Source organism: Vibrio sp. OPT24 (genome assembly GCF_015163545.1).
Taxonomy (GTDB): domain Bacteria; phylum Pseudomonadota; class Gammaproteobacteria; order Enterobacterales; family Vibrionaceae; genus Vibrio; species Vibrio cyclitrophicus.
Genome location: NZ_JADDYI010000048.1, coordinates 265,867 through 278,932, shown reverse-complemented (window position 1 = coordinate 278,932; position 13,066 = coordinate 265,867). Strand labels below are relative to the sequence as shown.

Annotated in this window: 9 protein-coding genes and 1 pseudogene; 6 read left to right on the top strand and 4 right to left on the bottom strand. The window is 42.6% G+C overall.

The genetic code is table 11. The features are described from left to right. Position 1 precedes the first annotated feature (1 nt). From IQO02_RS11055 to IQO02_RS11045, 3 genes are all read right to left on the bottom strand, one after another. Complete coding sequence (locus IQO02_RS11055; RefSeq protein WP_004736534.1) at positions 2 to 742, bottom strand: ABC transporter permease; 741 nt, start codon at positions 740 to 742, stop codon at positions 2 to 4. A gap of 78 nt (positions 743 to 820) precedes the next feature. Continuing rightward, positions 821 to 1,591 carry an ABC transporter substrate-binding protein gene (locus tag IQO02_RS11050; protein ID WP_010437364.1) on the bottom strand — a complete coding sequence of 257 codons (771 nt, stop codon included), beginning with the start codon at positions 1,589 to 1,591 and terminating at the stop codon, positions 821 to 823. Between the two features lie 130 nt (positions 1,592 to 1,721). Continuing rightward, a complete protein-coding gene (locus IQO02_RS11045) occupies positions 1,722 to 2,492 on the bottom strand; it encodes an ABC transporter ATP-binding protein (protein ID WP_004736532.1) in 771 nt (256 codons plus the stop codon). A gap of 790 nt (positions 2,493 to 3,282) precedes the next feature. Here IQO02_RS11045 and IQO02_RS11040 point away from each other — a divergent pair. The 5 genes from IQO02_RS11040 to IQO02_RS11020 all read left to right on the top strand — a co-directional run bounded on the left by IQO02_RS11040 (position 3,283) and on the right by IQO02_RS11020 (position 10,248). Continuing rightward, positions 3,283 to 4,824 (top strand): DUF3360 family protein, encoded by a 1,542-nt coding sequence (locus IQO02_RS11040; RefSeq protein WP_016767646.1) that lies wholly within the window; start codon positions 3,283 to 3,285, stop codon positions 4,822 to 4,824. A 307-nt stretch (positions 4,825 to 5,131) separates the two neighbouring features. Then, entirely contained in the window at positions 5,132 to 7,408 is a 2,277-nt protein-coding gene (gene pflB / locus IQO02_RS11035) for a formate C-acetyltransferase (RefSeq protein WP_010437357.1), read from the top strand. 208 nt (positions 7,409 to 7,616) lie between these two features. Then, positions 7,617 to 8,618, top strand: coding sequence for a lipid A deacylase LpxR family protein (locus IQO02_RS11030; protein ID WP_010437355.1), 1,002 nt, complete (start codon positions 7,617 to 7,619; stop codon positions 8,616 to 8,618). Positions 8,619 to 8,782: 164 nt separating this feature from the next. Beyond that, on the top strand, positions 8,783 to 9,523 hold the full coding sequence (gene pflA / locus IQO02_RS11025; protein ID WP_010437353.1) for a pyruvate formate lyase 1-activating protein: 741 nt from the start codon (positions 8,783 to 8,785) through the stop codon (positions 9,521 to 9,523). 224 nt (positions 9,524 to 9,747) lie between these two features. Continuing rightward, complete coding sequence (locus IQO02_RS11020; RefSeq protein WP_010437350.1) at positions 9,748 to 10,248, top strand: YfbU family protein; 501 nt, start codon at positions 9,748 to 9,750, stop codon at positions 10,246 to 10,248. A 109-nt stretch (positions 10,249 to 10,357) separates the two neighbouring features. Here the strand turns inward: IQO02_RS11020 and IQO02_RS22580 are convergent. Then, a pseudogene (locus IQO02_RS22580) lies at positions 10,358 to 10,528 on the bottom strand (MipA/OmpV family protein); the annotation flags it as partial. A gap of 516 nt (positions 10,529 to 11,044) precedes the next feature. Here IQO02_RS22580 and IQO02_RS11010 point away from each other — a divergent pair. Beyond that, entirely contained in the window at positions 11,045 to 12,979 is a 1,935-nt protein-coding gene (locus tag IQO02_RS11010; RefSeq protein WP_010437346.1) for a PrkA family serine protein kinase, read from the top strand. Positions 12,980 to 13,066: the final 87 nt, after the last annotated feature.

The window sequence follows — 13,066 nt, the reverse complement described above, 5'->3', positions numbered from 1 at the left end:
ACTACCTCGCGTGGATGCTGAATTTACGTTCAACCAACTTAAGTAAGCCCGTCGAAACACTGGTGAAGAATAGGAAGATAAGTGCCACTGTCATATAGAAGGTAAATGGCATTTTGGTTGAACCCGCCGCCAATGCGCTAACACGCACCATATCTTCTAAACCGATAATGGAAACCAACGCGGTAGTCTTGAGTAGAACCAACCAGTTGTTACCGAAACCTGGCAATGCGTGACGAATCATTTGCGGTAATAGGATACGGCGGAATGCTAAGACAGGGCCCATGCCATAAGCTTTTGCTGCTTCCATTTCACCGCTATCAACCGCCATGATTGCTCCACGGAAAGTTTCAGCCATGTAAGCGCCAAAGATAAAGCCAATGGTTAAGACACCAGCAATGAATGGGCTGACATCGATATAATCAGGTAAGTAAGCGGTCCATTCGTGGTTAGGATCACTTGATGTGAACCACTCATTGAGCCATTCATTGATGGAATACAAACTGTTGTTTAGAAGGATTTGTCCACCAAAGAAAATCAGCATCATCAAGACTAGATCGGGAATGCCTCGAATGACGGTTGTATAGAGGGTTGCGATAGCGCGAGCCCAACGATAAGGCGCGAGTTTTGCTAAGGCACCTAGCATACCAAGAACCATAGCTAAAATTAGCGACAGCAAGGCAACTTCGATTGTAAGCACCGCCCCTTTCAGGATCGAAGCTTCATATCCTTGTAAATCAAACATAATGAATTCCAACAGAACTGCGAAAAGTTGGTAAGACAGGGAGAGGAGAGCCTCTCCCTTAAGAATTGGCGCTAGAGATTACTGACCGTATACGTCGTAGTTGAAGTATTTAGCAGCGATATCTTGGTAGATGCCTTTTTCACGAAGTGAAAGGATTGCCGCATCTAATTGCTTAGTCAGATCTTTGTCTTGCTTACGTAGAGCAATACCAAAACCTTCACCGAACCACTTAGGATCCGTTAGTGATGGGCCTACAAACTCGTAGTCTTCACCACCAGCTTTGTTTAGGACACCTTCTTCTAGAGCAGATGCATCACCTAGTACAGCAGCAACACGGCCGTTTGCTAGATCAAGGTAAGCTTCATCGAATGAACCGTAACGAACGATTTCTACTGTGTCACCGTAGTTATCTGTCAGGTATTTATCGTGGGTTGTTGCACGTTGAACCGCAATTTTTTGACCACTTAGATCGTCAAAGTTAAGGCCTGCGCCTTTCTTAGCGATGAACTTATTTGGGATAAGTGCGTATTTACCAGTGAAATCGATTTTTTTCTTACGCTCTTCCGTGATAGACATTGCCGCGATGATCGCATCATATTTACGAGCAAGTAGAGAAGGAATAATACCATCCCAATCTTGTGCAACGATCTTACACTGCACCTGCATTTCAGTACAAAGCGCGTTAGCCATATCAACATCGAAGCCTTTCAGTGAACCATCAGCTTCTGTCCAGCTAAATGGAGGATAAGCACCTTCAATACCGAAGCGTACTGTTTTCCATTCTTTTGCTTGAGCTACGCCCGTTGCAGCAGTTGCAGCAAGTGCCGCGACTAATAACCACTTTTTCATATCCCTACTCCTGTGATTTAGGTTTTTATGTTTTGCTAGTTTTTAATATTGTGTTTGTTATTACTGTACTTGTTGTGTTTCATTGTTCACACCGCCGCTGTTTACCTTGGCGACGGCATTTCAATTCTGATTAGTAAATCGAAGAGATAAATTGTTGTAATCGTTCAGATTCAGGTTCCGTAAACAGTTTAGCTGGATCGCCCTGTTCCTCCACTAAACCTTGATGGAGAAACATCACATGGTTTGATACATCACGAGCAAAAGCCATTTCATGTGTTACCACAAGCATGGTTCTTCCTTCTTCTGCTAAGTCACGCATTACGCCAAGAACTTCACCTACTAACTCTGGGTCAAGCGCCGATGTTGGCTCATCGAATAACATCACTTCAGGATCAACGGCTAATGCTCTTGCAATCGCAGCACGTTGTTGTTGCCCGCCAGACAAATGGCCTGGGTAGTAATCTTTGCGCTCATACAAACCTACTTTTTTAAGCAGTAGCTCTGCATTTTCAATCGCTTGAGCTTTAGGTACACCTAAGACATGAACAGGTGCTTCAATAACATTTTCGAGGACAGTCAGGTGAGACCATAGGTTAAAACCCTGAAAAACCATGGCTAGGCGAGAACGGATTCGCTGTACTTGTTTTTCGTTAGCAGGCACAGAAACACCTTGGCGGTTGTTTTTCATCTGAATTAATTCGCCGTTAACCCAAATCTCGCCAGCAGTAGGTGTCTCTAAAAGATTGATACATCTAAGGAAAGTACTTTTACCCGACCCTGAAGATCCGATAATCGATACTACATCGCCTTTATGCGCAGAAAGTGAAATTCCCTTTAAAACTTCATTTTGACCAAACGTCTTGTGTAAATCCTTTATGTCCAGCGCTGGTACATCTTTCATGCGCTTTCTCTCCCAAGTTTGTGAAAATGCAAGGTACTCCGACCTTTTCATGCGATACAAACTAGCACCACACGGATTAACATGCAACAAATTATTAACCTAAGAATTTGGAATAAATAGCGATTCACTCTGACTTATTATGCAAAAGGTAGCGTTTTCCCCTCAATTTAATGAATGAGTTCTATCAATAAGTCGTAATTACCACTCTTACATTGTTTACATAAAGTTAATCAAAATGAGATTTACGTAGCTCGATGTCTTACTAGCAAAACAAATTTTGTGTGCTAGAAAATGTCGCTGACAAAAAATATAACGCTCATAGAGCCATACACAACACACTATAAGGCACAGTAATTTTAAGGTTATTACATTGTAAGTATTTCTCTAGCGATCGAAGGTAATCCAATAATAGTGAAATAACTCAATAAGATTTAGGTTTGCAGCATATGCTTTAACCACCAAGGCTCGAGTAATAGAGGTTAACGTCAGTTTGTGAAAACAAATTACACTTTTTATCAATGGTACGTTAATGAATCGCTGCGTTTTGTAGCTTTCTTTCACATACACTCATAAAGTGATCAAGATCAATCACCCTAAAGGGTAAGCTTGTTAGACTCCTCAACACAAAATAAGGCATTAAAAATGCCAAACATTTCTTTTAACTTAACTGCATAAAGCACAGCAAAACCGTGCAACATAATGTTAATGAGTTATAACTAAGAAATAACGCAATTACGCGAACTTATAGAATTCAATTTTAGAATTACTAACATAAAAATATGAGGAATCTATGTCAGACGTTGTCAATAATGCGAACTCTGAAGTAGAAGAGAAAAGCTATAAAGAGCTACACCGTCCTGCTTCTGAATTTGAGAGCCGCTCAGATTATCTAGATCACGAACTTCAAATCATGAAGCCTCGCCGCTTCGGTTTAAACCTTCCAGGTCGTGACTTCCGCTTTGAACTTGAAGATCTTGTTCCTGCACTTGCTGGTACTATTGGTATCATTGCGATGTACTCTGCAGTAATGATGTCGTGGGCTGATGGCCTAACTCAAGCTTGGGATCACGTAAACCTAGGTAAAGACTTCGCAATTGAAGTCGCTCGTGTAGAAATGCTTATTCCTGCACTACTGTTTTGTATCCTTGCTTCTGGTTTCTTTAACCCTAAAGCAAACCTTGCCGGCAACCACGGCCCAATGATCCCTCTTATCGGTACCATCGCTCTCGCTGGTGCTCACCCTCTTGCATTGGCCATCCTGATCGGTGTGTTCGGTCTCATCCTAAGTTTCCTAAAAGGCGGATCTAAACTTGTTAACCTAACTTCTGAAGGTACAGCAGGTGGCTTGCTCATATTCTTAGGCTTAACCGGTACCATGAGCCAAATCAACTCAATTCAAGCATGGGCGGTTGGTCTTCAATCTTCTACTGTTGAAGCGGGTAGCATGGGTTACGTGGGTCTTATCGTTCTTGCTATTACTATTGCTATCTACGCTTTCTTAGCAAAAGTGAACAAGCGTTGGTTAGCTATTCCAGTTTGTGCGTTTACAGGCCTTGCTATTGCATTAGCATTAGGCGCTGGTTTCGATATCGTGTTCGAAACTGAAATGGGCATTCCAAACCTAAACCCAGTTTACTGGTGGGGTTCGACTTCTGAAGGTTGGATGCTTGGCTTGCCAAATGTTGAGCACTTCATCGCTTCGCTACCGTTCGCTATTCTTGCAGTAGCAATGTGGTCACCAGACTTCCTAGGTCACCGTATCTTCCAAGAGCTGAACTACCCTAAACGTTCTGAAAAAGTTCTGATGGACGTAGATGACACAATGACGATGTGTTCTGTTCGTCAAATGGTCGGTACTGCAGTAGGTGGTGGTAACATCACATCTTCTTGGGGTACTTACATGATCCCAGCAGCAATCGCGAAACGTCCAATCCCTGGCGGCGCTATCTTGCTTGGTTCTCTGTGTATTATTGTTGCAATCCTTGGTTTCCCAATGGACGTTGCAGTATGGCCACCAGTAATGCGTGTAGCACTACTTGTAGGTGTATCACTACCTCTACTTGAAGCGGGTATGCAAATGGTCAAGGATTCAAAAGATTCTCAAGCAGCGGGTATCTGTATCTTCGGTTCAGCGGTTGTTAACCCAGTATTAGCATGGGCATTAACGATGCTTCTTGATAACAACGGTCTAATTGGTGATAAAGAACGTGCGAAGCGTCTATCATTTGTAGACAAGATTGTTATCCCTGTCGGCGTTTTGGTTATCTGTCTGGTAGCAATGCTTGCGGTTGGTATGCTAGAAAGTCAATATGGCCTGAAAGCTTGGCTATAATAGTCCTTACTACACATAAGTAGTATTCGGATTAAAAAAAAGTTTGGGTGGCAACCCTTGTCACTCAAATTTTTTCAACTTTTTTTGGTATTTATTGATTTAGTTTAAGGTTTGCAGGAATTTTTTAGCGTAGTCTTAAATGCATAGAGTAAAGACAACATATAAAAGGTAGTGACAATATATATAACCATATGACGCTTATATGCTCATATATATTGTTATTAATAAGAGTGTACTACCCTTACGAGGGGCGCTGGCTCAACAGTGTTAATGTACGTATTTTTTCTACTAAAAAGGTAGGTATGTCATGGCAGAGCAATTTGCTAAAGCTTGGGAAGATTTTGCTGCAGGTGAGTGGCAAAGCGAAGTAAACGTTCGTGATTTCATTCAAAAGAACTACACGCCGTATGAAGGCGACGAGTCTTTCCTAGTTTCTGAGGGTACTGAAGCGACTAACAAGCTTTGGTCTTCGGTAATGGAAGGTATCAAACAGGAAAACGCAACTAAAGCACCTGTAGATTTCGATACTTCTGTTATCTCTACCATTACTGCTCACGATGCAGGTTACATTGAGAAAGATCTTGAGACTATCGTTGGTCTACAAACAGAGAAGCCACTAAAACGTGCAATCATCCCTAACGGTGGTGTACGTATGGTTGAAGGTTCTTGTAAAGCATACGGTGAAACTCTTGACCCAATGGTTTCAAAAATCTACTCAGAATACCGCAAAACACACAATGCTGGCGTTTTCGATATCTACACTCCTGATATCCTAAAATGTCGTAAGTCTGGTGTTCTGACTGGTCTTCCTGATGCTTACGGCCGTGGTCGTATCATTGGTGACTACCGTCGTGTTGCACTTTACGGTATTGATTTCCTAATGAAAGACAAAGCTGCTCAATTCGCTTCTCTACAAGAGCGTTTCGAGAACGGCGAAGATCTTACTGCAACAATGCAATTGCGTGAAGAGATCTCTGAGCAACATCGTGCTCTAGGTCAAATCAAGCAAATGGCTGAGAAGTACGGTTTCGATATCTCTGAGCCAGCTCAAACTGCTCAAGAAGCTATCCAGTGGACTTACTTCGGCTACCTAGCTGCTGTTAAATCTCAAAACGGTGCTGCAATGTCTCTCGGTCGTACTTCGACTTTCCTAGACATCTACATCGAGCGCGATATCGCTGCTGGTAAGATTACAGAAGACCAAGCTCAAGAAATGATCGACCACTTCGTAATGAAGCTACGTATGGTTCGTTTCCTACGTACTCCTGAGTACGATGAGCTATTCTCTGGCGACCCAATCTGGGCAACAGAGTCTATGGGTGGTATGGGTATCGACGGTCGTACGCTAGTAACGCGTTCGAACTTCCGTTTCCTAAACTCTCTATACACAATGGGTCCTTCTCCAGAGCCAAACATCACTGTTCTTTGGTCTGAGCAACTACCTGACGGCTTCAAACGTTTCTGTGCGAAGGTATCTATCGATACTTCTTCTATCCAGTACGAAAATGATGACCTAATGCGTCCTGACCTTGATTCTGATGATTACGCTATCGCTTGTTGTGTATCTCCAATGATCGTTGGTAAGCAAATGCAGTTCTTCGGTGCTCGTGCTAACCTTGCGAAAACAATGCTTTACGCAATCAACGGCGGTATGGACGAAAAACTTAAGATGCAAGTTGGTCCTAAAGAAGCTCCAATGACTGACGCTGTTCTTGATTACGATAAAGTAATGGACCGTCTAGATCACTTCATGGACTGGTTAGCGAAGCAATACGTGACTGCACTAAACAGCATCCACTACATGCACGATAAGTACAGCTACGAAGCGTCTCTAATGGCTCTTCATGACCGTGACGTTCGTCGTACTATGGCTTGTGGTATTGCTGGTCTATCTGTTGCAGCTGACTCACTGTCTGCAATCAAATTCGCGACTGTTAAACCAATCCGCGACGAAGATGGCATTGCAACTGACTTCGAAATCGAAGGTGATTACCCTAAATACGGTAACAACGACTCTCGTGTAGATGACATTGCTTGTGAACTAGTTTCTACGTTCATGAACAAGATCCGTAAGCTTAAGACTTACCGTAACTCTATCCCTACACAGTCAGTTCTTACTATCACATCTAACGTGGTATACGGTAAGAAAACAGGTAACACTCCAGACGGTCGTCGTGCTGGTGCTCCTTTCGCTCCTGGTGCTAACCCAATGCACGGTCGTGATGAGAAAGGCGCTGTAGCTTCACTAACGTCTGTAGGTAAACTACCGTTTGCTGACGCACAAGATGGTATCTCTTACACGTTCTCTATCGTGCCAAACGCACTAGGTAAAGAACAAGACAGCCAACGTGCTAACCTTGCAGGCCTAATGGATGGTTACTTCCACCACGAAGCTGGCATTGAAGGTGGTCAACACCTTAACGTTAACGTTCTTAACCGCGAAACTCTTGAAGACGCAGTTAAGCACCCTGAGAAGTACCCTCAGCTAACGATTCGTGTTTCTGGTTACGCTGTACGCTTCAACTCTCTGACTTCAGAGCAGCAAGCTGACGTAATCGCACGTACATTTACTGAGTCTCTATAAGCTTAAACGCTTAAACTGACCATTCAGTAATATTAATTAGCCTCGCCAATGTGCGGGGCTTTTTTATATCTGACATAAATCGTACTGATTTAACCAACCTCTCAAAGTGTTAGATTGAGCAAAAAAGCCCCCTTCCATTCACTTTTTTTCCACAAATTCATGCAAACTACGATACTATCTCGGTTCATAATTTTAGAGTAACTGCTACATGAAATACCTTCGTTGTTTACCACTGATCCTTCTCTCTTTTTCATCATTGGCATCTGAACGTTCTACGTTAACTTTTGCGTTAGACAACGATGGCATCTTTGGCGTCGACCAAGACTATACCAACGGTTTATTTCTGGCTTACACATCATCAAGTATTACTCCTTACAATTGGGCCAAACCACTAAGTCTTTCCTATTGGGGCGCAAGTTCTTTAGATAAGTGGGAAATCACCATTGGCCACAAAATGTATACGCCTTCGGATATTGAACTAGAAACACCTTCAGCCAATGATCGTCCATATGCAGGTTACCTGCATACCGAGTTCAATTACATCAGCCTGCATCCACAGCAAGCCCAACGCTTTAACATCACCTTTGGTACAACGGGTGAGCGTGCACTTTCCGAAGACGCTCAAAAACTGGTTCACTCGATCACGAAATCGGACGAGCCTATGGGCTGGGAATATCAAATAGATGACGAGTACGCTGGCAGCGTCGGTTACTTAAGCCATTTCAATCTTATGCGTAACCAATCTATTGCGAACACAGACTTTGAAATATCAAACATCTCAGAAATCAATGTAGGTAACTTTAGAAGTGATATCCAAACAGGCTTTATGTTCCGTTGGGGTACCGATTTAGGCGGCAACTTTGGCGCGGCCAATATCACTACTGAAAACCCATTCCGACCGGGTATGATTGGTGCATCAAACAATGGTTGGTTTACTTACGCAGGCCTTGAGGGTCGTTACCGATTCAATGACCTGACTATCGAAGGTGATCGTTCAGGTGTTGACGAGTACGCTAATAAAAATAACCAAGACCCAGCTATTTACGATGTTACTTTAGAGAACATTCAAGCAACGGCTGTATTGGGTGTTGCTTGGTATAATCAATACGTTGGTGCATCTTTCGCACTAACAGCAAAAACACCAGATTACAAAGAAGCAAAAGAGTCAGTGTACACCACTGGTGGTATCACCATGTTTGCTTTTTTCTAGCCACTAGTAAGGGCTTTCATCCTTTACTTTCCAAGTTTATTAAAGGCAATCACCTTGACCGGTGATTGCCTTTATTTTTAAGGGCCTCGTTACCATTTGACCCTATTTTATGTACCGTTTTTGTAATAAAATAAACGGTATAAATTCCTCTACGAGAATAGCTCATGTCTACAACTGGTCGCATTCACTCATTCGAATCTTGTGGTACTGTCGATGGCCCTGGTATCCGCTTTATTGTGTTTCTTCAAGGCTGCTTAATGCGTTGTATGTACTGCCATAACCGCGATACATGGGATCTTCATGATGGAAAAGAAGTAACAGTTGAAGAGATCATCAACGAAGCAAAATCATACCGTCACTTTATGAAAGCTTCCGGTGGTGGTATCACATGTTCTGGCGGTGAAGCCATGCTACAACCAGAGTTTGTTCGTGATTTTTTCCGTGCAGCTCAAGCTGAAGGCATTCATACTTGTCTCGACACTAACGGCTACATTCGTAAGCACACAGAAGTGGTTGACGAAGTTCTAGAAGCTTCTGATCTCGTAATGTTAGATCTAAAGCACATGCGAGATGAGATTCACCACGATTTCATTGGTGTATCCAATAGACGTACACTGGATTTTGCACGCTACCTACACAAGATTGGCAAGAAAACTTGGATTCGTTATGTGATTGTTCCGGGCTACACCGACACACCAGAAGATGCTCATCTTCTAGGTGAATTCATTAAAGACATGGATAACATCGAGAAAGTCGAGCTTCTTCCGTACCACAAGCTTGGTGCTCATAAATGGGAAGCGCTTGGCTTTGACTACCCTCTTGAAGGTACAAATCCGCCAAGTAAAGAGAAAATGGACGAGATTGTTGCAGTACTTAGCCAGTATCATTCAAACGTAAAATACTAATACTGCAGACGATGCTCAACCTCTATTTTAAACGCCTCAATTTCGATTGGGGCGTTTTCTTTTCTAGCGCTAACTATCCTTTCACTTTTCTTTACAACTTTTGTTTATCAATTAAAAAAATCATATTAAATCCGTGTTGAGATCATGTTTCCACGCGTAGGAATGCTGTTACTCTTACTGCAACAAAAGAATATAACATTTAGTTTTTTAGTGAGGCTCATCCCATGGAAATGACCAATGCTCAGCGTCTAATTCTATCAAATCAATACTACCTAATGTCTCAAATGAACCCTGAGAACTCGGCGAAATACCAGCGTCTACAAACGATTGTAGAACGTGGTTACGAGCTCCAAATGCGTGAACTTAACAAAGAATTCGGTTGTTTGACTGAAGCTGAATGTCGTGAAATTATCGACATCATGGAAATGTACCATGCTATGCAAGAGTCGAACAAAATGCTTGCAGAGCAAGAGCGTGCTGAAGTTGACCAGCGTCGTCTTCAGTTCCTAGGTTTTGATATAGCATCTGAAGCTCAAATCGTGCATTACGTGCGTTTCCTTGTAGATTCTGAAGGTCTTTACCCTCAATTCGACAAAGCTGATCACCATTTCAACAGCCAAATGCCGATGTTAGAGAAATACCGCCGCATGTTAACAACATGGCGCAACTGTCCTCGTCAGTACCACCTATGTTCGACAGAACTATCTCAGATCTTTAGCGCTTAATACGTTAATAGATCAGCGATAACTTTTAAAAAGTTTCAAGAAAAGGGTTAATCATCATGAGTAACCCTTTTTTAATGTCAGCATTTAGAAAGAAAAACCAAAGCAACGAGAAGACGTAAGCAACACCGACGTTCACGGCCATGTTGATACCACTTTCAAGTATTGGGCTATGCTCTATATCTCTTTCAAGATTGGTATTACGAACGCCACCAGTGATTCGGATAATTGGCGTCAAATGTAAGTAACCACCTAAACCAATAAAGTACTGACCATCCCAGTCTACACATAGGGATCACAACACGGTTTGACGGTGTATTTTTATAGACCGTTGATGAATAAGAAGCTGTAACGCCAAGCGACCACTATGAGACTCTCGCGTATACATTTGTCGTTACTAATATTGCGGCGCCGATGACGACCGTTTCTAATCCATTATTCTTCGCTACATCTACCTATTTATTGAACAATTTTTGATAACGCCACGCCTTATATGGTTTTCAATCCCATAGAATTAATAGAGCTCAGTTATACGTCGAATAGGTATAAATACAGTATGAGAATTGGAAATCTTCTTAAAATCACAAAACAAACGCTTAGCCACCTCGAATACAAAATAATTTCATTCTACTCACCTCAAGTTGCCCATTGCTTTCACAACACTTTCCACACGCAAAATTGTAAATAAATACATAATTGTTAAGCAAAATTGTGGAAGCGGGTCTAACCTTAAATTGTAGGGAGAGCCTATTTTTCAATCGCTCGTCAGTTTTGACTGGTTAACAAGGGGAATGTGACTATGAGTATTTTTGACCACTATCAATCACGTTATGAAGCAGCCAAGGAAGAAGAGCTGACACTGCAAGAATTCTTGGGGCTGTGTAAAGACGATAAGAGTGCTTATGCTAATGCTGCTGAGCGCTTACTACTGGCCATTGGTGAACCAGAGGTCATTGACACCGCTCAAGACCCTCACCTCAGTCGTATTTTCTCGAACCGAGTCATCTCACGCTACAGCGAATTTAAAGATTTCTACGGCATGGAAGATGCGATTGAACAGATTGTTTCTTACCTAAAACATGCTGCGCAAGGTTTAGAAGAACGTAAACAAATCCTTTATCTCCTTGGCCCTGTGGGCGGTGGTAAATCTTCTCTTGCTGAAAAGCTTAAAGCACTGATGCAAAAACTGCCAATCTATGTATTGTCTGCTGACGGTGAACGAAGCCCAGTTAACGATCATCCTTTCTGCCTGTTCGATGTAAACGAAGATGGCGACTTATTGAAGAACGAATATGGCATTGAGAAACGCTACCTTCGCTCAATTATGTCTCCGTGGGCAGCAAAACGCCTGCACGATTTTGGCGGTGATATTTCCAAATTCAAAGTCATCAAGTTACGTCCTTCTATTCTCGATCAAGTTGCGATCGCGAAAACTGAGCCAGGTGATGAAAACAACCAAGATATTTCTTCTTTGGTTGGTAAAGTGGATATTCGTAAACTTGAGCACTTCTCCCAAGATGATCCTGATGCCTACAGCTACTCGGGGGCTCTATGTAAAGCAAATCAAGGTGTTATGGAATTCGTAGAGATGTTCAAGGCGCCAATCAAGGTACTGCACCCTCTACTAACGGCAACACAAGAAGGCAACTTCAACGGTACCGAAGGGCTTTCTGCACTGCCATTTGACGGTATGATTTTAGCTCACTCGAACGAATCTGAGTGGCAGACCTTCCGTAACAACAAAAACAACGAAGCCTTCCTCGACCGTGTGTACATTGTAAAAGTCCCTTACTGTCTGCGCGTCTCTGAAGAAGTTAAGATCTACAAGAAACTGCTTGAACACAGTGAGCTATCCAAAGCCCCTTGTTCGCCAAGCACACTCGATCTGCTATCGCAATTCAGCATCCTGTCCAGACTGAAAGAGCCGGAAAACTCTTCTCTGTTCTCAAAAATGCGTGTTTACGATGGTGAAACTCTAAAAGACACCGATCCAAAAGCGAAAAGCTACCAAGAATATCGAGACTATGCTGGTGTTGACGAAGGCATGTCTGGGCTATCAACACGTTTCGCCTTTAAGATCCTCTCTCGTGTGTTTAACTTCGACCAAGCCGAAGTCGCTGCTAACCCAGTTCATCTGTTCTACGTAATTGAACAGCAAATCGAACGTGAGCAATTCCCTCAAGAAACCGCAGAGAAGTACCTTGAGTTCTTGAAAGGATACCTAGTACCTCGTTACGTCGAGTTCATCGGCAAAGAGATTCAAACCGCATATCTAGAGTCTTACTCTGAGTATGGTCAAAACATCTTCGACCGCTATGTGACTTATGCTGATTTCTGGATTCAAGATCAAGAGTACCGCGATCCAGAAACAGGCCAGCTATTTGATCGAGCTTCACTGAATGGTGAACTGGAGAAAATCGAAAAAACAGCCGGTATCAGCAACCCGAAAGACTTCCGAAACGAGATAGTGAACTTTGTGCTTCGTGCCAAAGCCAACAACAACGGTCAAAACCCAGTCTGGACCAGTTACGAGAAGCTTCGCACTGTGATTGAGAAGAAAATGTTCTCCAACACAGAAGAGCTGCTTCCTGTTATTTCGTTCAATGCTAAAACCTCAACGGATGACCAAAAAAAACATGACGACTTCGTTGCTCGTATGATGGAAAAAGGCTACACCGAAAAACAAGTCAGACTGCTATCCGAGTGGTACCTAAGAGTTCGCAAATCCTCATAATGAAACGGTTTTGAGCTGTTCAGGTGAGCAGCTCGTACTAATCAATAACTTTATACGTTAATAAACCAATAACTCTTATACCCGAAT